The organism is Murimonas intestini, from assembly GCF_024622195.1.
In the GTDB taxonomy this organism is placed as follows: domain Bacteria; phylum Bacillota; class Clostridia; order Lachnospirales; family Lachnospiraceae; genus Murimonas; species Murimonas intestini.
This window is the reverse complement of the sequence record NZ_JANKBI010000003.1, coordinates 23,925-49,063: the sequence shown is the minus strand read 5'-3', so window position 1 is coordinate 49,063 and position 25,139 is coordinate 23,925. Positions and strand designations below refer to the sequence as shown.

20 protein-coding genes and 1 tRNA gene are annotated in these 25,139 nt (G+C 46.8%); 1 reads left to right on the top strand and 20 read right to left on the bottom strand.

Features of this window, described 5'->3' with window-relative positions; genetic code table 11:
* Positions 1 to 3: 3 nt before the first annotated feature.
* The 3 genes from NSB28_RS06330 to NSB28_RS06320 are packed head-to-tail and all read right to left on the bottom strand — an operon-like array spanning position 4 to position 4,052.
* Positions 4 to 1,692 (bottom strand): [FeFe] hydrogenase, group A, encoded by a 1,689-nt coding sequence (locus tag NSB28_RS06330; protein ID WP_109626076.1) that lies wholly within the window; start codon positions 1,690 to 1,692, stop codon positions 4 to 6.
* Between the two features lie 12 nt (positions 1,693 to 1,704).
* Positions 1,705 to 3,576: an NADH-ubiquinone oxidoreductase-F iron-sulfur binding region domain-containing protein gene (locus NSB28_RS06325; RefSeq protein WP_109626075.1), complete on the bottom strand. Its 1,872-nt coding sequence runs from the start codon at positions 3,574 to 3,576 to the stop codon at positions 1,705 to 1,707.
* Complete coding sequence (locus NSB28_RS06320) at positions 3,573 to 4,052, bottom strand: complex I 24 kDa subunit family protein (protein ID WP_109626074.1); 480 nt, start codon at positions 4,050 to 4,052, stop codon at positions 3,573 to 3,575. Before NSB28_RS06320 ends, NSB28_RS06325 begins: the two co-directional genes overlap by 4 nt.
* Before the next feature lie 253 nt (positions 4,053 to 4,305).
* On the opposite strand from NSB28_RS06320, the gene NSB28_RS06315 reads away from it, so the two are divergent.
* A tRNA-Thr gene (locus tag NSB28_RS06315) sits at positions 4,306 to 4,378 on the top strand.
* A gap of 44 nt (positions 4,379 to 4,422) precedes the next feature.
* Here NSB28_RS06315 and NSB28_RS06310 read toward each other — a convergent pair.
* The 17 genes from NSB28_RS06310 to tgt all read right to left on the bottom strand — a co-directional run bounded on the left by NSB28_RS06310 (position 4,423) and on the right by tgt (position 25,107).
* Complete coding sequence (locus NSB28_RS06310) at positions 4,423 to 5,025, bottom strand: hypothetical protein (protein WP_109626073.1); 603 nt, start codon at positions 5,023 to 5,025, stop codon at positions 4,423 to 4,425.
* Between the two features lie 270 nt (positions 5,026 to 5,295).
* Complete coding sequence (locus tag NSB28_RS06305; protein WP_109626072.1) at positions 5,296 to 5,499, bottom strand: cold-shock protein; 204 nt, start codon at positions 5,497 to 5,499, stop codon at positions 5,296 to 5,298.
* 291 nt (positions 5,500 to 5,790) lie between these two features.
* On the bottom strand, positions 5,791 to 6,540 hold the full coding sequence (locus NSB28_RS06300; protein ID WP_109626071.1) for an SIR2 family NAD-dependent protein deacylase: 750 nt from the start codon (positions 6,538 to 6,540) through the stop codon (positions 5,791 to 5,793).
* Positions 6,541 to 6,606: 66 nt separating this feature from the next.
* Positions 6,607 to 7,035, bottom strand: a complete 429-nt coding sequence (locus tag NSB28_RS06295) for a metal-sensing transcriptional repressor (protein WP_109626070.1) — start codon at positions 7,033 to 7,035, stop codon at positions 6,607 to 6,609.
* Positions 7,010 to 7,906 (bottom strand): mechanosensitive ion channel family protein, encoded by an 897-nt coding sequence (locus NSB28_RS06290; protein WP_257497591.1) that lies wholly within the window; start codon positions 7,904 to 7,906, stop codon positions 7,010 to 7,012. The genes NSB28_RS06295 and NSB28_RS06290 overlap by 26 nt, the downstream gene beginning before the upstream one ends.
* Positions 7,906 to 10,479, bottom strand: a complete 2,574-nt coding sequence (glgB, locus tag NSB28_RS06285) for a 1,4-alpha-glucan branching protein GlgB (RefSeq protein WP_109626069.1) — start codon at positions 10,477 to 10,479, stop codon at positions 7,906 to 7,908. The genes NSB28_RS06290 and glgB overlap by 1 nt, the downstream gene beginning before the upstream one ends.
* A gap of 101 nt (positions 10,480 to 10,580) precedes the next feature.
* Positions 10,581 to 11,816 (bottom strand): DUF1015 domain-containing protein, encoded by a 1,236-nt coding sequence (locus NSB28_RS06280; RefSeq protein ID WP_109626068.1) that lies wholly within the window; start codon positions 11,814 to 11,816, stop codon positions 10,581 to 10,583.
* Entirely contained in the window at positions 11,807 to 11,944 is a 138-nt protein-coding gene (locus NSB28_RS06275; RefSeq protein WP_187374271.1) for a hypothetical protein, read from the bottom strand. Before NSB28_RS06275 ends, NSB28_RS06280 begins: the two co-directional genes overlap by 10 nt.
* Positions 11,945 to 12,032: 88 nt before the next feature.
* Positions 12,033 to 13,196 carry a phosphoglycerate dehydrogenase gene (locus NSB28_RS06270; protein ID WP_109626067.1) on the bottom strand — a complete coding sequence of 388 codons (1,164 nt, stop codon included), beginning with the start codon at positions 13,194 to 13,196 and terminating at the stop codon, positions 12,033 to 12,035.
* Between the two features lies 1 nt (position 13,197).
* Complete coding sequence (serC, locus tag NSB28_RS06265) at positions 13,198 to 14,280, bottom strand: 3-phosphoserine/phosphohydroxythreonine transaminase (RefSeq protein ID WP_109626066.1); 1,083 nt, start codon at positions 14,278 to 14,280, stop codon at positions 13,198 to 13,200.
* Positions 14,281 to 14,426: 146 nt separating this feature from the next.
* A complete protein-coding gene (gene ilvB, locus NSB28_RS06260; protein ID WP_109626065.1) occupies positions 14,427 to 16,100 on the bottom strand; it encodes a biosynthetic-type acetolactate synthase large subunit in 1,674 nt (557 codons plus the stop codon).
* A 15-nt stretch (positions 16,101 to 16,115) separates the two neighbouring features.
* Positions 16,116 to 17,792, bottom strand: coding sequence for a dihydroxy-acid dehydratase (gene ilvD, locus NSB28_RS06255; protein ID WP_109626064.1), 1,677 nt, complete (start codon positions 17,790 to 17,792; stop codon positions 16,116 to 16,118).
* Positions 17,793 to 17,826: 34 nt separating this feature from the next.
* Positions 17,827 to 18,909, bottom strand: coding sequence for a 3-isopropylmalate dehydrogenase (gene leuB / locus NSB28_RS06250; RefSeq protein WP_109626063.1), 1,083 nt, complete (start codon positions 18,907 to 18,909; stop codon positions 17,827 to 17,829).
* A 66-nt stretch (positions 18,910 to 18,975) separates the two neighbouring features.
* Positions 18,976 to 21,981, bottom strand: coding sequence for an EAL domain-containing protein (locus tag NSB28_RS06245; RefSeq protein WP_109626062.1), 3,006 nt, complete (start codon positions 21,979 to 21,981; stop codon positions 18,976 to 18,978).
* 2 nt (positions 21,982 to 21,983) lie between these two features.
* On the bottom strand, positions 21,984 to 23,447 hold the full coding sequence (locus NSB28_RS06240; protein ID WP_109626061.1) for an extracellular solute-binding protein: 1,464 nt from the start codon (positions 23,445 to 23,447) through the stop codon (positions 21,984 to 21,986).
* Between the two features lie 109 nt (positions 23,448 to 23,556).
* Entirely contained in the window at positions 23,557 to 23,859 is a 303-nt protein-coding gene (gene yajC, locus NSB28_RS06235; RefSeq protein WP_109626060.1) for a preprotein translocase subunit YajC, read from the bottom strand.
* Between the two features lie 108 nt (positions 23,860 to 23,967).
* Positions 23,968 to 25,107 carry a tRNA guanosine(34) transglycosylase Tgt gene (tgt, locus tag NSB28_RS06230; protein WP_109626059.1) on the bottom strand — a complete coding sequence of 380 codons (1,140 nt, stop codon included), beginning with the start codon at positions 25,105 to 25,107 and terminating at the stop codon, positions 23,968 to 23,970.
* Positions 25,108 to 25,139 lie beyond the last annotated feature (32 nt).

Genomic DNA, 25,139 nt, shown 5'->3' with positions numbered 1-25,139 from the left:
GTCTCAGGATTCTTTATTATGGAGGAGCTCATGGGTCTTTCCCTTTAAGAGCCCGTCGTATAATGAAAGCACCAGCGGATTTTCATCTGATTTTTTCAGGATCATATTGTTGTCTGCATTATAGAGGCCCTTTGTCCTCGCCTCTTTTGTCCTGTCGCCTGCCCTGGTGGGCTGTCCGCCTCCCATGATACAGCCGCGCCTGCATGCCATGACCTCTATCAGGTGATAATCAGCCTCGCCGTTTTTCACCTTTTCCATTACTTTTCTGGCATTTGCCAGGCCGCTGACTATGCATATCTTCAGCTCCATATCCTCATATGGGACAGTTACCTCTTTGATTCCCTCATCCCCGCGGACACCGCACTCTGCTATCGCATCAAGCGCAGCTTTCTCATGGACAGGCGTCAGCCTTCTGAGCACCGCCTCTGTCACACCGCCGGTCACGCCGAAGATGACTCCTCCGCCTGAGCCCATGCCAAACGGCATATCACAAGCCTCCGGATCGAGGGTAGAGAATTCGATACCGTAGTTACGAATCATCCTGATCAGCTCTGTTGTAGTAATTACAATATCTGTATCCTGTTTTCCTTTTGTAAAACTGTTTGGCCTGACAGCCTCCATCTTCTTAGCCGTACACGGCATGATAGAAACGACTACCGTCTTCTTTCCGCCTGTGTTCCTCGGATCTCTGTAGTACTCTTTTATAACTGCCGAGAACATTCCCTGAGGTGAACGGCAGGTGGAAATATTATGTACGTATTCAGGATACTGGTCATGGACAAATTTCACCCATGCAGGACAGCATGAAGTGAGCAGCGGAAGGTCTTCCTTCCTGCGCAGCCTCTCCAGCAGTTCTTCTGACTCTTCCATTACTGTCAGGTCTGCGCTGAAAGTGGTGTCATAGACTTCATCAAAGCCCATCCTGTGCAGGACAGCAGCTATCTTGCCCATCACACTCATCCCTTTTTTCATTCCAAACGCTTCTCCTACAGCAACACGCACAGCAGGAGCTACCTGCGCCACGACCCGGACATCAGGATCAGCAAGAGCATCCCATACTTCGTCCACATGTGTCCTGATCGTAATAGCCCCGGTCGGGCAGTATACACGGCACTGGCCGCAGTTCACGCAGTCTGTCTCCGCTATCTTCTTGTTAAAAGCAGGCATTACAGTGGCGTCAGTCCCCCTGAATGCAAAGCCCAGAGCGCCTATACCCTGTATTTCCTCACATGCCCTCACACAATCACCGCAGAGGATACATTTATTCGGATCCCGGATGATAGAAGGTGAGCTGTCATCAATAGGACGTATCTCCCTTGTATTTTTAAACCTGACATCAACAACTCCCATCCTGTGGGCCAGCTCCTGCAGGATGCATTCCCCGCTCTTAACACAGGTGGTACAGTCCCTGCAGTGTGCTGCCAGCAGCAGCTCCACGATCAGCTTTCTGTATTTCTTGATCCTGCCTGAATTCGTATAAATAACCATTCCATCCCTGGGCTCTTCTGAGCAGGATGCGAAGGTCCTTCCTCTGTCATCTTCCACAGTACACAGCCTGCAGGCGCCGAATGTGGATACTTCAGAGTGATAGCACAGCGTTGGCAGGGAGATTCCCGCCTTCCTGATAACGGAAAGGACGTTTTTCTCATCGGTAAACTCTACTTTTCTACCGTCTATTGTCATATATCCCATAGTCAAATCCTCCTAAGCTTCCACATAAACCGCATTAAATGCGCAGTTATCCTTGCAGGCCCCGCACTTGATGCAAAGTTCATTATTGATGGTGTATTTCTCTTTCAGCTTGCCCGTGATAGCCCCTACAGGACAGTTCTTGGCACACTTGCTGCAGCCTTTGCAGAATTCCGGGTTGATCTTGTACTGGCGCAGTGCCTGGCAAGTCTTGGAAGCACATTTTTTCTCAACAATATGCTCCACATATTCATCCCTGAAGGTCTTCAGCGTGCTTAAGACTGGAAGAGGAGCACTCTTGCCCAGGCCGCACAGAGCCATACTCTTGACCATCTCTGCCAGCTCTTCCAGCTGATCCAGGTCTTCCAGCCTGCCCTCTCCTGCAACTATCCTCTCCAGGATCTCCAGCATCCTCTTCGTACCCTCCCGGCAGGGCACGCATTTTCCGCAGCTCTCCCTCTGTGTAAAGCTCATAAAGAATCTGGCCACTTCAACCATGCATGTATGCTCATCCATGACTACCAGTCCGCCGGAACCCATGATCGCGTTATATTTTTTTACTGAATCAAAATCAAGTCCGATATCCAGATGGGGCGTGATCAGACATCCTCCTGACGGCCCGCCGATCTGCACTGCCTTGAATTCGCCGTTTCCCTTGATACCTCCGCCGATCTCATAGATAATATCGCGCAGAGAGGTTCCCATGGGAACTTCGATCAGGCCTGTATTTTCTATAGCTCCTGTTATGGAAAATGTCTTCGTACCCGGGCTTCCCTCCGTGCCTATGGTCCTGAACCACTCCGCACCCTTGAGCACAATATTGGGCACATTGGCAAATGTCTCTACGTTATTTAATACAGTAGGCTTTTCCCAGAGACCTTTTTCCACTGTCCTTGGCGGTTTGACACGCGGCATGCCTCTGTTTCCTTCTATTGATGCTGTCAGGGCGCTGCCCTCACCGCAGACAAACGCACCGGCGCCTCTGTTAATATGGAGATGGAAGGAAAAATCACTTCCCAGAATATTGTCTCCCAAAAGATGATGCTCCTCAGCCTGGGCGATAGCATTTCTCAGCCGGGCCACTGACATGGGGTATTCGGCCCTCACATAGATGTACCCTTCTGAGGAGGCCACAGCATACCCAGCTATTGTCATACCCTCTATCATCTTGAAGGGGTCACCCTCCATAACGCTCCCGTCCATAAATGCTCCGGGGTCACCCTCATCACCATTGCAGACAACATAACGTTCCTTTTCTGCCTGGCGTGCCACCTGTTTCCACTTCCTGCCTGTGGGATATCCTCCGCCTCCGCGGCCGCGCAGACCGGAACGGTCTACTTCTTCGATAACCTCATTGGGCGTCATATCAAATAATGCCTTTGCAAGAGCTGAAAAACCTCCTGCTGCTATGTATTCATCTATATTTTCCGAATCAATGGAGCCGCAGTTCTCCAAAACTACCCTTGTCTGCTTCGCTATAAACGGAATCTCTTCCGGCCTTGCAAAAATTTCTTTTCCTTTAGAATAAAACAGACGCTCCACCGGATCACCATTCAGGACGGTCTTCTCAAAGATCTCCCTGCAGTCCTCCTGCTGTACCTTCACGTACTGGAAATGATACGGTTCGATCCTCATCAGAGGCCCCAGTTCACAGACTCCCTGGCATCCCGTCTTCACAACGCCCAGGTGCGGTACTTCTTTCTGGAATTCTACGGAAACATTTTCCAGTCCCTTACACATCTCAACCATCGTATCATATATCTTCTGTGACCCTGTAGCCACACAGCCCGTTCCGGCACATATGAGAATACGGCACTGGTAGGACGCTATCTCTTCTCTGGCACTGACACGTTTTTCTTCTAATTTCTCTCTGTTATCAATTATCATGCGCCTTCTCCTTTCAATGCATTAATTAAAGCAAGCGCCTTCTCCGGAGTCATTACCGGATGAACCTCATCATTGACAGTCATTGTAGGCGCCAGGCCGCAGGCACCCAGACAGGAAACAGTTTCTACTGTAAACATCATATCATCAGTAGTATGCTTCTTCGGGCTAAGTCCCAGTTCTTTGAAAATGGCCTCCAGTATGGGGGCTGACTTTCTGACATGGCAGGCTGTCCCATCGCAGACCTTGATAACATATTTCCCCTTTGGTTCAAACGAAAAATTCTCATAAAAAGTGGCCACACTATAGGCCTTTGCTTCCCTGATACCGATTTCCTTTGCCACGTAGGTCAGAAGCTCTCCCGGCAGATAACGGTACTCACCCTGGATATCCTGCATGATTGGAATCAGCGAGCTGGCTTTTCGCCCATAATGTTTAATGATTTCATCTACCTTGTCGTAGTATGACTGATCCAGCATCTGTTTACCTCCATTTTATATATTTTTTCTTGTTTTTGTGCCAAAACCTTAATCATTCTTGCGCTTTTGCACACATATGTAGTTTAATTATAGCTTATATTAGTCATAAGCACAACAACAATTGAGAATTTTTTATCAATCTCCCTGTATTCTACCGTTATCATCAATAATCGAATAGTAACACAAAAAAACACTTGCAAAATTTTATAAAACTATATATAATACTAAGGTCGGTAATATTTACCGTATGTAAGCTGAAATAGCTCAGTTGGTAGAGCACTTCACTCGTAATGAAGGGGTCGTGGGTTCGAGTCCCATTTTCAGCTTTGAAATATATAGCGCCAGCCCTGTAAAATGCAGGGTTGGCGCTTTACTGTTTACCTTCAGGCACCTCTCTTGGGGCGCTGCCCGACAGATTTATAATATTGTAAACATCGTCCAGGTATTCTGCCTGAACGGTCATATCGATCCGAAGGTAGCTCATATCTTCTGCGTTCCAAATAAAGCTGACATTTTCATCTTCCCTGTATTGTCCTAAAATGTAATCTGTACTTTCATCCCATAATGCTGTGTTTACCTGCGGTTCCGGAAGGTTTTTCTTACCCCATTCAATAATGCCGGTAAACAAAGCTTCGCATCTTGCATCTGATTTTGTCAGAATAAATATCTCCCATGAAACAAACCGGCCATTTTCAAAATAAAATCTTACATGCTTCTCATCATCCTGGTTAACATCAGGGATGCTGAGATTATCAGCCACTAGCTGGCCATCATCTCTTTCCCTGACATCCTCCCCTAATTTCATCTGGTCAATGACTTCATCCTGTGAAATAAACCATTTCATTTTGCCGGGTAAAATACTTTCGTTCTCATAAGCAACATAATTATCCAAAAAACAACTATCATCTGTGGCGGACGCACAGCCTGATAAAACCAAGGCGCTAAGGCATAATATAATTAAATGCTTTCTCATGATTTTCTCCCCCTCATTGTCCAACATAATAGTATATGGTCATAATTCCTGTCATCAGTACGCTTTGTGTCATACACATATCTTCTATTCTATTTTACCACATTTCCAGCATCTCAAAATATAATCATTTAGTACTTCTTCACAGTTCCCCACGAAGGGTTTAATTTCATAGGGAAAAGCTTTTCCATGAAATTAAAAAGAGCCGCAGCCCAAGACTGTATCACCAGCCTTGAACTGCAGCTCTTACATTTAAAAATATTTTATAAAGGATTATAATCCACGGACATCAGTTGCCTGAAGACCACGGGCTCCTCTAGTGATTTCAAATGTTACTTTCTGTCCTTCGTCTAAAGATTTGTAACCATCATTAACAATTCCTGAAAAGTGTACAAATACATCTTCTCCGTCGGAATCATTTGTAATAAAACCAAAACCTTTTGTTGAGTTAAACCATTTTACTGTACCTTCGTTCATGAAAGATACCTCCTGAATTATAATATTATATTTCCACAAAATAAAAAATCACACACTTTCGTAAGCTATTAATAGAATAATGACTTACAAAAATGTGTGAATCAAAACTTTATTAGGAATACTTCTATATAATAATACACAAATCAGTATATGTCAAGTGGAAATGATAAAAAAATTAAAATAATTATTGCCGGCCGTTATCTGTCTCAAAGCATACTGTTCTGTATACTGCAAAGCAGGCAGCATACCTGAATAAGTACACTGCCTGCCCCTTCGCTGAAGTGCAGCCGATCAGCCGCATCTGGCCTCAAGGCCGCTCACTACCAGCGGCATCACTTCTTCCACAGGTTCATGATATACAAGATCGGCCACATTGTCAGAATAATGTTCCTTCCTGTTTATCAGAATAAGCTTCTGGCCTCGGAAGTATGGAAGTATTTCCCTGCAGAGGCTGGCCGAGAAGTCCATACCGAGCACAAGCAGAACATCCGCTTTGGAGACCTCGTCAGCAGCCGTGCTCATAAGATGGATATCTACCATCTCACCATGCAGGATTCCGCCCGGATGGATGGGAATATTGCACTTATCGCAAAGAGGGATCTTTTCTGCATTCTTTAAGTACTCTACAGGAAAGATCTTCCCGCACCTGGGGCAGTGATTATTTTCATAGATATTTCCATGGAGATTGATCACATTCCTGCAGCCTGCTGCCTGCAGGACATTGTGGATTCCTTTCGTTATAATACATTTTACATAGCCCTGGCTTTCCAGCCTGGCAAGCGCCTCATTTCCCGGCCCAGGGATTATATCCTGGCTGAGGACTTCATTTTTGTAATAATCATAAAACAGCTCCGGCCTGGTATTGAAACAATGTACATTATATAGCTCCTCCGGGGAATATCCGTATTTCCGTTCAGTCTCGTATAGCTGGTCATCATCCTTGTAATAAGAATATCCTTGTTCCCTCAGCATCTCCATTCCTGCCAGGCAAACCAAATGTCTCGAATTCTGAATTGCTTTTTTTAAATATTCCAGTTTCATACGCTGCTCCTCCTGATTTTTAACCCACTCCCAACGTATGCATACCTATTGCCTCATCCCGTCCCTCTATTTAATAAACCGGTCTATTGCTTTATTCAGCTCTTCTATCGTCTGCGTATCGCCGGTTTCCACCGCCTCCACAAGACAATGCTGGATATGGTCATGAAGTATCACTTTTCCTGTATTATTGATCGCTGCTTTCACTGCTGAAAGCTGGATCAGAACTTCACTGCAGTCCCTTCCATTCTCCACCATCCTCTTAATTGATTCCAGATGTCCGATCGCTCTTGAAAGCCGGTTTATTACAGCCTTCGTGTTCTCATGGGTATGGGTATGATTGTGAGAGTGTTCCGTCTGTCCATTTCCATCCTCATGGGTATGGACGTGTTCATACACAGTCCCATCCTCCCTTATATGGGTGTGGATGTGCTGTTCCTTTTGTCCCTCCACCTGTAGTTCACCTGCTTTCTCATTTAGTATTTTCTGATGCCACATGGACATCTATCTGCTTATAGGGAATACTTATCCCCTTTGCATCAAATGCATATTTAACAGTCTCTGTAATTCTCCATTTTGCCGGCCAGTAATCCTCCGGGGCAAGCCATGCCCTGAATCCTATCTGGACACTGCTCTCAGCGAGTTCATCCACAAATACATCCACCGGCTCATTCTGCATAACCTTTTCGTCTGTCCGCAGTATTTCTTCCAAAACTGCTTTAGCCTCTTTAATATCCGCGTCATATGATATCCCCACCGTCAGCCTCAGCTGCCTCTTATCCTGCTTCGTCACATTCGTCATGCTTGTATTTGAGAGGATGCCGTTTGGCAGGCTTACTACCTGATTATCAGGAGTGATCAGCTTTGTGTAAAACAGATCAATGCTGTGGACAGTCCCTTCATTGCCATGGCCATCCTCTCTGATATAATCGCCTACCACAAATGGCTTCATCAGAAGGAGGATCACTCCGCCTGCCAGATTAGACAGGGATTCCTTCAGCGCCAGTACAATGCCGACTCCCATGGAGCCCAGCAGCGCTGCAATTGATGCCTCCTTCACCCCCAGATAAGTGGCAAGGCTGGATACAAGTATCACATACATCAGCGCCTTGATCAGGGAGAGCAGAAAATGAATGGAGCCTTCCTCCAGGCCAGCCCTTGTAAACGAACGCTTTATCATTCTGAGCAGCCAGTTAATGACCTTCTTGCCAATGAAAAATACTGCCAGAACAAGTGCTATTTTTATCAGCAAGTCTATCATGCCCGGAAGCCTGTCCTGAAAATAGTTCAGCAGCTCATTCACCTTTTTCTCAGGTTCTGCCACCATCTCAGCCACATTCTGCGTTAATTCTGTCATATGTTCTTTCATTATTTCTTACTTCTTTTTCTACCCTTCTGTACTTTTGCATCTGCAGCAGGCGCTGCCTTCTGGACTTCTTTTTTAACCGCTTCTGCCGCCTTTTCTGCAACAGGCGCTGCTTTCTTGACTACTGCCTCCACCTTTGCCGTTTCTTTCTTAACTGCTTCCACTGCCTTTTCTGCAGCAGGTTCTGCTTTGGCTGTTATCTGTCTGAGTCCCTCTTCCAGCTGCTTTTCAGCCTCTGCCTGAGCTTCCTGGAATTTGGCAGCCAGTTCATCCTTTAAATTCTTTTTTCCGGCTGCTGCTTTGCCGCCTGCTGTCCCTTTTTTTACAGTTTTCCCTGCTTTTGCTGTATTATTGCTGGAAACTTTTTTATCTGCCTTTGTGTAAGAGAATATTGCAATTCCCATAGGCGGCACTTTTATGGTAATAGAATTCGGCCTGTCATCGCATTCGTCTTTCTTTGACTGCTTCAGCCTCGGATTCACCTCTCCGCTGCCCCCGAACTCTTTTCTGTCACTGTTAAAGATCTCTTTATACTTGCCTGGATACGGAACACCAATCTTATGATTCTCATAGACGAGCGGTGAGAAATTACACACAATGAGAAGCATTTCCTCCCGCTTCCTTGTATTCCTGGTGAATACAAGCATATTTTCATCCGCTGATATATTGTTTATCCACTCAAAGCCTTTAGGATCATAGTCAAGCTGGTAAAGGGCAGGATGCTCTCTGTAAAAAGTATTCAGGGCCTTTACATAATCCTGCATCTTTTTATGTTCCTCATTCTCCAGCATATCCCATTCCAGTTCTTTTTCTTCAGACCATTCAGAGTACTGTGCAAAGTCTTGTCCCATAAACAGAAGCTTCTTGCCCGGGTGCGCCATCATGTATCCGTAGGCTGCCCTCAGATTGGCAAACTGCTGCTCTCTGTCTCCCGGCATCTTTCCGATCATGGATCCCTTTCCATGGACCACCTCGTCATGAGACAGGGTAAGAATAAAATCTTCACTGTACGCATATATCATACTGAAAATGAGTTCTCCGTGATGGCCGCCTCTGAAAAGCGGGTCAAGGCGCATGTAATTAATAAAATCATTCATCCAGCCCATGTTCCACTTATAGTCAAAGCCCAGGCCGTCCTCCTCCACAGGAGTAGTGACCTTCGGCCACGCTGTTGATTCTTCGGCTATCATAAGCGCATCAGGATATCTTTTCTTGAATATGGAATTCAGATGATGGAAAAATTCAACTGCATCGAGATTTTCATTTCCCCCGTAAATATTGGCCACCCATTCACCGTCATTCTTTCCATAGTCCAGATAGAGCATAGATGCCACAGCATCCATCCTGATACCATCTGCATGGTACTTCTCTGTCCAGAACAGAGCATTTGCCAGGAGGAAATTTTTGACCTCAGGCCTTGCGTAATTATATATCAATGTCCCCCAGTGTGGATGAGATCCTTTCCTGGGATCCTGATGCTCATAAAGACATGTGCCGTCAAAATTGGAGAGGCCGAAGGTATCCCTTGGAAAATGGGCCGGAACCCAGTCCAGGATAACGCCGATCCCCTGCTCATGCATGTAATTCATAAAATACATGAAATCTTCCGGGCTGCCGTAGCGGCTGGTGGGAGCATAATACCCAGTCACCTGATATCCCCATGAACCGTCAAAAGGATGCTCCATCACAGGCATCAGTTCAATGTGAGTATACCCCATCTCTTTGACATATTCCGCTATCATGGGAGCAAGTTCTCTGTAATTGCAGAATATCCTGTCTTCCTCCTGGGGCCTCTTCCATGAACCAAGATGCATCTCATAAATATTCATGGGTTCCTTCTTGGTATTCCGCTTCTTTCTGGCAGACATCCAGCTGCTGTCAGTCCACGTGAAATCGCTTATATCTGCAACCACTGATGCAGTTCCCGGCCTTAATTCAGCCGCATTCGCATATGGGTCAGCCTTTAAGAAGGTCAGCCCTCCTTTTGCTTTAATCTCATATTTGTACAGCTGTCCTTCCTCTATCCCGGGAATAAATATTTCAAATATTCCCGAATCCCACAGTCTTCTCATCTGATGCCGCCGGCCGTCCCAGAGATTAAAATCCCCCACAACGCTCACGCGCATGGCATTCGGAGCCCACACGGCAAAGCTGACACCTTTGACTCCATCCACCTCCCTGGGATGGGCCCCCAGCTTTTCATAAATGTCATAACATATTCCGCTGTTAAATTTTTTTGTATCTTTTTCTGAAATCTGAGGTTTAAAGCAATAGGGATCTTTTAACTCTTCTGTCACCCCGTTGTCAAATGTCACCTCATATGTATATTCCGGTATGGATCTCTCCGGCAGAAGGGCAGCAAAAAATCCTGCCTCATCTTCCAGCTCCATCGGGTACTTATCTTTTGTCTTATCCAGCACTACGTTCACACTTACAGCAGTGGGAATAAAAGTCTGAATTAAAATTCCTTCTTCTGTGCTATGGGGGCCAAGCAGCGAATGAGGATTATCCTCCTCCGAATAAACGACTGCTTCTATAGCCGCCCAATCCATCATATCGTACAATTTTTCATTCATAACGTACCCTCCTGTCGAATTTTGCAGACAGCTTCTGCCATTCTGCTTAGTTTACTAACATTCTATCACAGAACGCCTCTGAAAGGAATAAAAAATTCTAACTATTTCAGGCTGTGTATAAAAAGGCCGCTTCTCAGCTTTGGCTCAAACCAGGTGGACTTGGGCGGCATCAGCCTTCCTGCATCTGCCACAGCAAAGAGTTCCCCTATAGACGTGGGATACATTGCAAAGGCTGCTCCGCCTTCGGCATCCACCCTCCGCTCCAGCTCTTCAAGGCCTCTTATCCCCCCGACAAAATCAATCCTTTTATCAGTCTTGGGATCTTCAATTCCAAGGACAGGCCCCAGGATCTCATTCTGAAGAACAGATACATCCAGCCCGTCAACAGGGTCCTGGCTCTTATACTGCTCTTTTATTTTAAGGGCATACCACGTTCCGTCCAGATACATTCCAAGCTCCCCTTTCGCCTTTGGTCCGGCTGCTCCGGCGCACTCACTGACTTCAAAGACTTCTTTAAGCCGAATCATGTATCCTGACTTATCCTGCCCGTTTAAATCTTTTACGATCCTGTTATAACTGAGGATCTTCAGCTCCTCATCAGGGAAAAGAACAGATAAAAAGTAGTTGAATTCCTCCCTTCCTGTATAGCCGGGATTCTCTTCTCTCCTCCTAAGCCCCACCTTCACAGCAGACGCCGCCCTGTGATGTCCGTCGGCAATATAGATCTCATCCACCTTTCCAAAGGCTGCTGCTATGAGAATAATATCATCCGCATCCTGGATCTTCCAGCCTCTGTGCCTGATGCCGTCAGGGGACACAAAGTCGAACACTGCCTTTTCCTCCCTGATCTCAGCAAAGAGCTCCTGAAGGCATTCCTGTTTCCTGTATGCCAGAAAAATGGGGCCTGTCTGGGTATTACATATATCTACATGGCGGATCCTGTCAAGTTCCTTATCCAGCCTTGTATTTTCGTGTTTTTTTATCACGCCGTTCAGATAATCATCTATAGAAGCGCAGGCCACAAGCCCGGTCTGGCTGCGTCCATCCATGGTCAGCTCATAGAGGTAATAGCAGGCTGAACTGTCTTTACAAAATTCCCCTGCCTCCAGCATTTCTTTTAAAATATCATGAGCCTTCTGATATACCTGAGGTGAATACGGGTCCGTACCTTCCGGGAACTGAGTCTCAGCCCTGTCTATTTTCAGAAAGCTCATAGGCTCCTTCTTCACTTCTTCTCTTGCTTCCGCCTCACTGTATACATCATAAGGCAGTGCCGCAATGCGCTCTGCCAGCCCCTCTTTCGGCCTGATACCCTGGAACGCCCTGATTATAGCCATAATTTTCTCCTCTTGATCTTTTTATATATTTCCCTGCCCAGTATCCTGTACTGTTTCTCATGTTTCTTAACTGAACTGATAATTTTTTTTGCAGTCTTTATCTGCCTTATCCTTTTTACTGGTCTCATCTGTATCACACACCCCGCAAACCAATGCCTTCCTGTGAGATAAAAACAGCTGCAAAATATAACTCATTTTGCAGCTGTCCATCTATCACTATTTAATCACACGGACCTTCAGCACGCCGTCGATGGTCTTAATCCTTGAGATCACCTCTTCAGGCGCTGCTTTTTCCAGGTCAAACAGCGAATATGCGAAGTCCCCTTTGCTGGCATTCATCATATTTGCAATGTTAATATCTGCTTCACCGAAAACAGATGCAAATTGTCCGATCATATTTTTTACATTCCTGTGGTTGATGGCAATACGGCATGCATGGATACACTCGCCCATATCGCAGGCCGGATAATTCACGGAATTTTTAATATTTCCGTTTTCCATGTAATCCATAAGTTCTTTTACCGCCATCATGGCACAATTATCCTCAGATTCTTCTGTGGAAGCCCCCAGATGCGGGATCACTATGGCATTCTTTGCACCAGCCATGGTTGTATTCGGGAAATCTGACACATATCTTTTGACTTTTCCGTTTTTCAGCGCTTCCACCATATCTGTTTCTTCAACGAGCAGATCACGCGCAAAGTTGAGCACTACCACTCCGTCCTTCATCTTGGCAATTGACTCTTTATTGATCATCTTTCTGGTTGCGTCCAGAAGCGGCACATGGATTGTAATATAATCGCATTCCTTGTAGATATCCTCCACGGCCTGGATATGCTTGATGCTTCTGGAAAGGTTCCATGCAGCATCCACAGAGATATACGGGTCATATCCATATACTTCCATGCCAAGGTGTGTTGCTGCATTCGCCACAAGCACGCCGATAGCGCCCAGTCCTATAATTCCCAGCTTCTTACCTTTGATCTCACAGCCGGCAAAATTCTTTTTCTCTTTCTCCGTCAGTTTGGCGATGTCTTCATTTGCGCGTTCAGACTGAACCCAGTTGATCCCGCCCACCACATCTCTGGAAGCCAGCAGCAGGCCTGCCAGCACAAGCTCTTTCACGCCGTTTGCATTTGCACCAGGAGTATTGAACACAACGATACCTTTATCTGCACATTTATCCAGCGGAATATTATTGACACCGGCTCCTGCCCGGGCCACTGCCTCAAGTGTGTCAGGCAGTTCCATGTCGTGCATCGAAGCGCTTCTTACAAGGATGGCATCTGCATCATTTACATCCTCGCACTTGTCATATTTATTGTTGAACAGCTCCAGGCCTACACCTGCGATTGGATTTAGACATTTATACTTGAACATCTTACAGATTCTCCTCTTCGAATTTCTTCATAAACTCTACTAACTTCTGCACGCCCTCTATCGGCATGGCATTATAGATGCTGGCACGCATGCCGCCCACGCTCCTGTGGCCTTTCAGGTTTTCAAACCCGGCTGCCTTTGCCTCTTTTACAAACTTCGCATCAAGCTCAGCATCTCCTGTCACAAATGGAACATTCATAAGGGAACGGTCTGCTTTCTCTACTGTCCCGCGGAACATCCTGCTCTGATCCAGGAAGTCATACAAAATGGCTGCCTTCTTCTCATTATACTCCTTCATGGCCTCAAGACCGCCCTGCTTCTTCAGCCATTTAAAGACCTTGCCGCACATATAGATACAGTAGCAGTTAGGCGTATTATACAGGGACTTGGCATCTGAATGTGTCTTATATGTAAGCATCGTAGGTGTTCCTTCCAGGACATCCTCTGTGATCAGATCTTCCCTGATGATCACAATTACCATTCCCGCCGGTCCAATGTTCTTCTGTACGCCGCCGTAAATAATTCCATATTTTGATACATCTACAGGCTCAGATAAAAAGCAGGAGGATACATCTGCCACAAGTGTTTTCCCCTTTGTATTTGGAAGGGTTTTAAATTTTGTGCCGTATATCGTATTGTTTTCACAGATATAGACATAATCAGCATCCTCACTGACCGGCAGATCAGAACAGTCCGGAATATATGAAAAAGTCTTATCCTCAGAAGATGCTATCTTATTAGCTTTTCCATACTTCTGTGCTTCCTGGTATGCCTTCTTCGCCCACTGTCCGGTGACTATGTAATCTGCAACCTTATTCTTCATAAGGTTCATCGGGATCATGGCGAACTGCTGGGATGCACCGCCCTGAAGGAACAGGACCTTGTAATTGTCCGGTATCTTCATCAGATCCCTCAGGTCAGCTTCCGCCTCGCCTATGATGTCATCGAAAACCTTAGAGCGGTGACTCATTTCCATAACGGACATACCGGATCCTTTGTAATCCAGCATCTCTGCTGCTGCCTCCTTAAGTACTTCTTCCGGCAACACGGCCGGTCCTGCTGAGAAATTGTACACTCTGCTCACTTCTTGTTTCCTCCTGTTATACGCTTTTTTACTTTACCGTAACTGTTCAGTACCTTCACAGTTACACTTTACTGTTCTAAATCGATAATGCATGAAACTAATTCTACCTCTTCGTTAAATAATAGTCAATACCTAATTCATTTTTTTCAAGATAAGTCATCCTGATCAAAAGCCTTCTCAATGGATTCTCCTGCCGGTACCATAGGGAATACTTTATCATCGCTGTCGATCTGGCACTCGATCACTACCGGATGTCCTGCCGCTATAGCTCTTTCGATGGCAGGCGCCACCTCTTCCTTCTTTGTGACAAGTATCCCTTCAGCGCCCATGGCTTCTGCCAGCTTCACAAAATCCACTGCGTCATTTAATACTGTATGTGAGTAACGCTTTCCATAGAACAGTGTCTGCCACTGGCGCACCATGCCCAGCACGTGGTTATTGATCACCACCTGGATGATCGGGATATTGTAGCGGACAGCAGTTGCGATCTCGTTCATATTCATCCTGAAGCATCCGTCACCGGCGATATTGAAAACAGTCCTGTCAGGCTTGCCCATCTTGGCTCCCAGAGACGCACCCAGCCCATATCCCATGGTTCCAAGTCCCCCTGAGGTAATAAATGTATGCGGTTTTTTATATTTGTAGTACTGTGCCGCCCACATCTGGTGCTGTCCCACCTCAGTGGTGATGATTGCGTCACCATTGGTAATGCGGTAGATCTCTTCCATGATATACGGGCCTGTAAGCACATCCTTGTCATATTTCAGAGGGAATTTCTGCTTTAATTCTTCTATGTGGGCAATCCACTCACTGTGGTCTTTTGCATTGATCATGGGATTAAGGCGCTTCAGCACCTCCTTCACATCTCCGATCACGCTTGCGTCTACCACGATATTTTTATTGATCTCAGCAGGGTCCACATCTATCTGCACAACTTTTGCATGCTTTGCAAAGCTGGATGGATTTCCAACCACACGGTCACTGAACCTGGCTCCAACTGTCACCAGCAGGTCGCACTGAGTCACACCCAGGTTAGAAGCCTTGGTCCCATGCATCCCCAGCATGCCGCAGTAGCGTTCATCCGTACCGTCAAAGGCTCCTTTTCCCATAAGGCTGTCACCCACGGGCGCCTGCACCTTATCAACGAATTCTTTAAGCTCTCTGGCTGCGTCTGAGATAACTGCCCCGCCGCCCACAAAAATGAAAGGTTTCTTTGCATGGTTGATCAGTTCTGCCGCTTTCTCCAGATCTGCATTTTTGATGTTGTATATGCTCCGCTCAACAGAAAATGGCTTCTCAGGAGTATATTCTGCCATATTCGCAGTGACATCCTTAGTGATATCCACAAGGACAGGACCCGGACGCCCCTCTTTTGCTATCAGGAAGGCTCTCCTGAGTGTCTCTGCCAGTTTGTCCACATCCTTGACAATATAATTATGCTTTGTGATAGGCATGGTAACACCTGCAATGTCAATCTCCTGGAAGCTGTCCTTTCCAAGCAGTGATACTGCCACGTTTGCCGTGATGGCCACCATAGGCACGGAATCCATGTAAGCAGTGGCGATTCCTGTCACGAGATTAGTGGCCCCGGGCCCGGAGGTAGCCATACAGACTCCTACCTTGCCAGTGGCGCGGGCATAGCCGTCCGCCGCATGGGCTGCGCCCTGTTCATGTGATGTCAGGATATGGCGTATTTCTTCACTGTGTTTATACAGCGCATCATATACATTCAGGATCGTACCGCCCGGATAACCGAATACAGTATCAACCCCCTGTTCTTTTAAGCATTCAATTACGATTTCAGCACCTGTCAGTTTCATAGACGCTCTCCTCTCCTATTTGTTATTTCCCGGTATTTCCAGTATAGCACCCCTGCTGGCGCTTGTGACCATTGCCGCATAGCGGCCGAGATAGCCGGTAGTCACTTTAGGCTGGCGCGGCTGCCATTTAGCTCTTCTGGCCTCCATCTCTTCCTCAGAGATATCTACATCAAGCCTGTTTTCCGGGATATTTATTTTAATAGTATCGCCCTCTTCCACAAGCGCGATCGGTCCGCCTACAGCTGCTTCCGGACACACATGGCCGATAGCAGCACCTCTTGAAGCCCCGCTGAAACGCCCGTCAGTTATAAGAGCCACACTGGAACCAAGTCCCATGCCCATGATAGCCGATGTAGGATTAAGCATCTCTCTCATTCCCGGACCGCCCTTCGGTCCTTCATAGCGGATGACTACCACATCACCCTCGTTGATCTGTCCTCCTTTAATGGCGGCTATAGCATCTTCCTCACAGTCAAATACCCTTGCCAGTCCTTCATGGACCATCATCTCTGGTGCAACCGCTGAACGCTTCACCACGCATGAGTCAGGCGCCAGATTTCCTTTGAGAACAGCAATACCTCCTGTTTCACTGTACGGGTTTTCTATAGGGCGGATAACCTCCGGATTCCTGTTCTCACATCCCTCAATATTTTCTTTCACTGTCCTGCCTGTAGCTGTTATCAGATCTGTATAGAGAAGTCCCTTCTTATCCAGTTCATTCATGACAGCATACACTCCGCCTGCCTCATTGAGCTCTTCAATATATGTATGGCCTGCCGGAGCAAGGTGGCAGAGATTCGGTGTCTTTGCACTTATTGAATTAGCAATATCCACATTCAGCTCCACTCCTGCCTCATGTGCGATTGCCGGAAGGTGAAGCATGCTGTTTGTAGAGCATCCGAGAGCCATATCAACTGCCAGTGCATTGTAGAACGCTTTTTCTGTCATGATATCTCTTGGGCGGATATTTTTTTCAAGCAGCTCCATTACCTTCATACCTGCATGCTTAGCCAGCTTCAGCCGCTCTGAATAGACAGCCGGAATCGTTCCGTTCCCTTTCAGCCCCATGCCCAGCACCTCTGTAAGACAGTTCATGCTGTTGGCTGTATACATCCCGGAACAGGACCCGCAGGTAGGGCATGCCTTGCACTCATACTCATTGACCTCTTCCCCTGACATATTCCCGGCCGCATAAGAACCTACAGCCTCAAACATGCTTGAAAGGCTTGTTTTGCCCCCCTGTACATGCCCAGCCATCATAGGTCCGCCGCTGACAAACACTGTGGGTATATTTAATCTGGCTGCAGCCATCAAAAGCCCCGGTACATTTTTGTCACAGTTCGGTATACACACCATAGCGTCAAACTGGTGGGCCTGCACCATGGACTCTGTGGAATCTGCTATCAGATCCCTGGTGACAAGGGAATATTTCATACCGATATGTCCCATGGCTATGCCGTCGCAGACAGCAATAGCAGGAAACATTATTGGCGTGCCGCCTGCCATAGCCACACCCATTTTTACTGCCTGGGCGATCTTATCCAGGTTCATATGTCCCGGCACGATTTCATTATAGGAGCTGACAATAGCCACCAGCGGCCTGTCAAGCTCCTCCTGCGTCATTCCTAATGCATTAAATAAAGACCTGTGGGGCGCCTGCTGCATCCCTTTTTTAACTGCGTCACTTCTCATCTGATTATCTCCTCTTCCGCGATTTCTCTGACTATTATATATATTGGGCGATCAAGTCTCCCATTTTCTGTGTCCCTACCTGTGTGCACCCTTCTGACATAATGTCTGTAGTGCGGTATCCTTCTCCCAGAACTTTCTTGACAGCATTCTCAACTGCATCGGCTGCCTCATCCAGATCCAGGGAATATCTCAGCATCATAGCCGCCGACAGGATAGTAGCGATGGGATTGGCAATTCCCTTTCCCGCAATGTCCGGCGCTGAACCGTGGCTCGGCTCATAAAGGCCGAATTTTGTCTCATTCAGGCTGGCTGAGGACAGCATCCCGATCGAGCCTGTCACCATGCTGGCCTCGTCTGAGAGGATATCTCCAAACATATTCTCTGTAAGGATGACATCAAACTGTCCCGGATCCTTCACCAGCTGCATCGCACAGTTATCTACCAGCATGTGGTTCAGAGCCACATCAGGATAATCCTTTGCAACCTCCTCCACAACAGCCCTCCAAAGCCTGGATGAATCCAGCACATTTGCCTTATCTACGCTCGTCACAAGATGTCTTCTCTTTCTGGCTATGTCAAATGCGCGGACAGCGATCCTGCGGATCTCCTTCTCATCATATGTCAGTGTATCTACTGCTTTTCTGACTCCATCCTCCACAACTGTTTTCCTTTCACCGAAATACAGCCCGCCTGTCAGTTCCCTCATGATCATCATGTCAAAGCCGCTGCCAATAATATCATCCCTTAAGGGGCAGGCAGCCTTCAGCTCTTCATAGAGATATGCCGGGCGGAGGTTTGCAAAGAGGTTCAGAGCCTTGCGGATGGCCAAAAGCCCAGCCTCCGGTCTGAGTGAAGGCTCCAGCTTATACCAGGGGGAAGTGGCCGCATCACCGCCGATAGAGCCCATGAGAACAGCTTCACTGCTCCTGGCTGTTTCAATAGCCTCGTCTGTAATGGGCTTTCCGTGCACGTCTATGGAAGCGCCTCCCAGAAGGACTTTAGTGTACTCCATCTCAAATCCATATTTCTTACCTGCTGCATCCAGCACCTTCTGGGCTTCTGCAACTATCTCAGGGCCGATACCGTCACCCGGAATCACTGCTATTTTATGATTCATAATTTTTCATCCTTTCTGTCCGCTTAGATTCTTTGAGAAATATAATAATTCATTTTTATACAGATTTCAACTAAAATCAATTTCTGTTTTTGCCGCCTGGAAGATTTCCTGCCGGATCTCTTCAGGAATATCCCCCGGAAAATGAGTGGGACGTCCAATATAATAACCCTGCAGATAGTCAATTCCCATGCCTATCAGCATATCCATCTCCATGCTGCACTCAACACCTTCCGCAATGGTCTTTGCGCCATTTTCCCGGCAATAGGCGATCAGGCCTGCCACCAGATCCTGCTTTTTGCTGTCCTCATGGATATTCTTGATAAGGGATCTGTCAAATTTGACAAAGTCCGGGTTCATGCTTAAAAGAATGCTTTCACCATTATACCCCTCTCCAAAATCATCCAGGGCTGTCATACCTTTTGCATCCCCAAAATACCGCATTTTTACCTTCGTCAGTTCTGCATCCGGCCTCTCTTCTTCAGTAAATTCAATAACAAGCCTGGATAAATATGCAGAATATTTCATCTGGAATTCTTTGATTTCCTTATCTGTCATCACCTGGTTGGAAATAGAATTCAGGAAGATCCTGCAGTCCGTCTTTGCAACCTCTTTCTTGCTGAATATCTCCATCCCTTTAAAAAAGGTGAGCTTTTCTATCTGCTGCAGCTTTGACTGGGATCTTGCCAGCGCCAGCAGCGCATCGGGAGATTTAATATTCTCCGTATTAGGCCGCATAAGTGCTTCATATGCATATACGCTTCCGTCCCTCGCATCCACGATCGGCTGGAACGCATAATCAACAAGTCCTTTTTCCAGTATGGTGTTCAGTTCCTCTTTACACTGCAGCAGATATGACTCTTTGCTGTAGCTTTCCAGATTGAACTCTACCACTGCCCCTTTGTTCGTCTTTTTTACCATATACATGGCAAAATCTGCATATCTGATCAGTTCATCATAATTTTCTCCGTCATCAGGATACCAGGCCATGCCGGCGGATGCCCTCACCGGTATACTCGTACCGTCCGGAAGATGGATCTTCGTGTTCTTAAACATCTCATATATCTGATCCATCCTGTGCCTCACAGTGTCCCGGTTCCCGCTCCCGTAGAAAAATGCCAGAAATTCGTCACCGGAGAGCCTGGCCACCACAGAGTTCCTGGTATCCAGGCTTTGAAGCACCCTGGCGGCGGTCCTGATATATTCATCTCCGTAATCATGGCCATAAGTATCATTTACATACTTCAGATTATCCAGGTCGATCATGATCATGGCTCCTATAGCCATACGCTTTTTGTTCATAAATACTTCTTCAATCTGCCTGTAGAATGCTCTTCTGTTATAAAGCCCTGTCAGCAGGTCAAAGTCCCTGTCATGCTCTATCTTCTGCTTTTCCTGCATTTCCTGGGTCATATCCGTGGCAACCGCCAGTATCCGGCCTTTTTCCGAGATCACCTTCAGCCTGACCCACCGCTCCTCTTCAGCTTTTCCAAACTTCAGTATGTACAGTCCTGCTTCCCTGTCACGCTCCACCTGACGTGCCTTCAATTCCGCCATGTGTTTTTTCATGACGCTTGTCGGCAGATAACTGCCTGTCATCTCTTCCTCAGGAATATCCAGGAGCCTGCAGAAATCACCTGAACAATATACCTTCTTCTCAGCTCTGTCCGTGTACTCGCATGCCCCCACTGACACACCTGTCATATCCAGAATCGCTTCCAGCTTGTGGGCATTGTCGGCCACCTCTCTGCTCAGATTCTCAATCGTGCCTGACAGTTTATCGATCTCGTCTATCTTCAGCTCTCCAAGCCTTATAGGGCTTCCGGGATCTGCCATCTTCAGTTTATATGTCAGCGTCTCAATGGGCTTTGTCACAGCTCTTGCCACTATGATTGCCGCCGCCACTCCGATCAATATGGTGACCGCCAGAATAAAAAGGATCGCCCGCTCAAATTCATAGAAGAAACTGAGGAGGTGGTAATCCTCTTCAATCCCTATCAATACCCATCTGTCCCCTGAAAATGGGGCATTTCTCTCATACAGGTTCAGATCATGGATACAGGAGTGTACGGCTCCCTGCCTGCTGCTGGGGCTAAGCAGTGAATGGAAGTTTTTCCTGTAGCTTTCTTTGCTTATACTAAGGACATCCGACTGTCCCTCCAGCTGGTTTATCAAGGCTCCGCTCCTGGCCACTACAGTATATTCTTCAGCTTCACCATCCCCGCTGCCGCTTTTTTTACATGCAAGGATATAGCTACCATAATTATCTTCGCTCAACTCCCTGGCCGGGATCTGCTTTACAAGATAATCCATATTGAGCTCTATTCCCATAACTCCGCAGGGTATGCCTTCTGAATAGACTGGCAGTGAATATGTAAGAATCATGGACTCCCTGCCGCCTGTATCACCGTGCATGGAAAAAGCAGGACACCAGTATCCCAGCTCAGTGCCCTTAAGCTCCGGCCTTTCTATCGCTGTCCTGAATGGTTCATAATAATACTCAGTCCCATCAGCCCCCTCAGTCAGCTGAAAATAAGGGAGCCAGTTGGTGTTAAGAGCTATATTTAATTTTTTCGTTATGCTGGCCGGAGCTCTCACAGCCTGCAGGTCTGAGTTGTCAGAGGCCTCTGTCAGCGGGTCGCTGTCACGAAAATAAAGCCCTGCCTTCTTATCCCTGCCGTCACCATCCAGGATGAGGAATACACCAGTGACCGCGTTGCGCCTCATCCTGAAAATAAGCTCCTCTGACAAGTTTTCCAAAAGCTTTGAAGTATAACTGCTGTCGGGAGTCAGATCAGCTGTGGTGATTCCCTCGCCTTCAATAAAGCTCTCTATGCCATCCCCTATAGTTTCAGCAGCAGACTCTATGGCCGACCATCGTCCAACCATATCATTTTCAAGAGTCCCGCTGCGTCCTGACACCTTTTCGTTGAAGACATCGTAAGCGTTTCCTTTCAGCCCCTCCATGGTGCCGCTGTTAAAAACCACAACGCACAGCAGTATTCCTTCAATCAGCATAACAACCAGAATCGGAATCAAAATCCTCTGCAGCAGTGAACCTTTGAAATGATTCATACCTATTGCTCCTTCTGTGTGTCCTCTAACTTCTGGCAGAAATCACTATACCAGCTTTCAAAATTCTCATCTGTATCATAGCCTGCTGCCGCCTCAGCGCGGCTCATGCCTCCTGCTACAAGTTTATTGATCTCTTCAAGATCAGCATTTATCTTATCCGCCATATTATATTCCAGCACGCTCCTGACGCCGCTGGCGCCCTCAAAAGGCCTGTTCGTATACAGCTTCTGGGAACTGCAGGTATCAAACGCTATTTCCAGCGTTTCCTTTAAATTCTCAGGAATCTGTTCGCCTGAATTTGCAATGGCTGTCTCAAGCTTGTTTTTATCAAGTGCCTCTGTCTTAACCGGCAGATATCCTGAGCTTACTGCAAATTCCAGGTTCCTGTCCGCCTGTGTGAACCACTTCAGGAATTCTACAGCCGCATATTCCTTCTGCGCATCCGATTTAATCACAGCCATGCCGGCCCCCTGCTGGACAGCATATTTTTCTCCGTCAGCAAATACAGGAACAGGCAGTACAAGCGCCTCAATAGGATGGCTTTCGTTCTCCTCATTGAATACTTCCTTTGGGAAATAGCTGGCCGATGTGGTAGATCCTACAAACGCCAGCAGATCGCCTACCTTCGCATCATCCGAACGGAACTTTCCATAAGCCCCAAAATATCCGTTTATGCTCGGCACATAATAGCAGTCCCAGAGCTTGCGCAGTACTTCCTTATCTGTGTTGAAGGTCACTTTGCCGTCCTTCACCTTACACAGCTCTATCCCCAGCTGGCGGCTTCCCACGATGAGATAATTCGCCACCGCATCCCTTCCAAAGAAAGCTTTGCCGTCATCAGGCACATCGGGAGTTCTGGCGTCCGTCCATTCATAATAACCCTTCGCCGTTTCCACTACACCCTCGATCGTTTCCAGCTTATCAAGAGACGCGCCTGTGGCCTCTGCAAAAACATCCCAGTCAGTCTTATTCATCATGAATATCTCTGTTGATTTTGCAGTGGGGAATATTTTCAGCTTATCTCCTTCCCCCAGACGTCCTTCCTCAATATAAGACGGAATGTATTCCTTCAGTTCATCTTCTGAAAGATATTCATCCAGACTGACTATGTTCCCGCCCTTGTCAATATCATATATAGTGTCCCCGTATCCGCATATAATACCGGGGACTTCTGCGGCGCCTACTTTCTTTGCCAGGGAATCTTTCACATCACTGGCCAGCTGTTCCACTGTCCCGTGGTTCTCAGCTTCCACCACGATCCCTCTTTCAAGCCCTTCTGAACTGTTAAATTCTGACACCAGTTTGTTGAAGGCCTCCTGCTGCCCGCCTGCATAATAATGCCATACTGTCACAGTCACCGGATTTTTAGGATCCAGCTTCGCACTCTTTACACCCTGGCATCCGGTCAGCACAAGACTTAAAGCCAGCGTCGCCCCTACCAGCGATCCCATTCTTTTCCTCTTCATTCGCACCATTACCTCCTGTTTCTTATTCTCACTTTTTGCTTTCTCTCTTTATATAGCAAAACACCCCAGTTTCTTACTTCGGAAACTGAGGCGCCCTAAAATACTTTTCTTATTCTGCGTCTGGCTTTTCTACTTCAGCAATTGCTGATTTTCTCATCGGGATTCTGCAGTTTTTGTTGCTTCCAAACTCAACAATGACATCTTCATCTGTAATATCGATTACAACACCATAGAATCCGCTGGTAGTTACTACACTGTCACCTACTGCCAGCTCAGCAAGCATTCCGTTAAGCCGTTTCTGCTCCTTTTTCTGTGGTCTGATTGCAAAAAAATACATAGCGGCACCAATGATGACAACATAGACGATCAGGATGACCATACTGCCGCCCGCATCTGCGGTTAATAAATTCATTTTGTTTCCTCCTCGTGGTTCACACCTATTACTTTCTTATTCTTTTCTTACATATATTACATCATACACAATTTACCAGCGTTCATCAAGTATTTTTCTATATTTTATTTATTTTTTTATATTTTCTTCCTCAAATCCTGCCAATTTTGCCTTTTTATATTCCTGATACCTGTTTTCATCGATGGCTGTTCTGATCTCTTCCATCATATGGTTATAAAAATACAGATTATGGAGAACACACAGGCGCATCCCCAGCATCTCCTTTGCCTTAAGCAGATGCCTGATATAAGCCCTGCTGTAATGCCTGCAGGCAGGACACTGGCACCCTTCCTCTATCGGCCTTGGATCTGTCTCATATTTAGCATTAAACAGGTTGAGCTTTCCTCTGCCAGTATATACATGTCCATGACGTCCGTTTCTGGACGGATACACACAGTCAAAGAAATCCACGCCCCGGTCAACTGCCTCGAGAATGTTGGCCGGCGTGCCGACACCCATCAGATACGTAGGTTTCTCCAGCGGCAGAAACGGCACTACGGCATCAAGTATCCTGTACATCTCCTCATGCGTCTCTCCCACAGCCAGTCCGCCCACAGCATAGCCGTCCAGATCCAGCCGGGCGATCTCTTTTGCATGTTCGATCCTGATATCCTCATAGACCGCCCCCTGGTTGATGCCAAATAGCATCTGGTGCTTATTTATAGTGTCTGGCAGGCTATTCAGCCTTGCCATCTCTTCCTTGCACCTTTTCAGCCATCTTGTAGTGCGCTCTACTGATGCCTGTACATAGATCCTGTCAGCCACGCTTGAAGGGCATTCATCAAAAGCCATGGCAATGGTGGAAGCCAGGTTTGACTGTATCTGCATGCTCTCCTCCGGCCCCATAAAGATTTTCCTGCCGTCGATATGGGAGCTGAAATAGACGCCCTCTTCTTTTATTTTTCTCAGGCTCGACAGCGAAAAAACCTGAAAACCGCCTGAATCCGTGAGGATGGGCTTGTCCCAGACCATAAATTTATGCAGGCCGCCCATTTTCTTCACTATCTGGTCCCCTGGACGCACATGAAGGTGATAGGTGTTAGACAATTCTACCTGTGTTCCTATTTCCTGCAGATCCATTGTAGACACTGCGCCCTTGATCGCAGCCACAGTCCCTACATTCATAAAAACGGGAGTCTGGATCACACCATGTACGGTATGGAGCTCTCCGCGCTTTGCTTTTCCGTCCTGTTTTAATAATTTATACATATTATCTCCATTTCTTTCGTCAATTTTCTAAA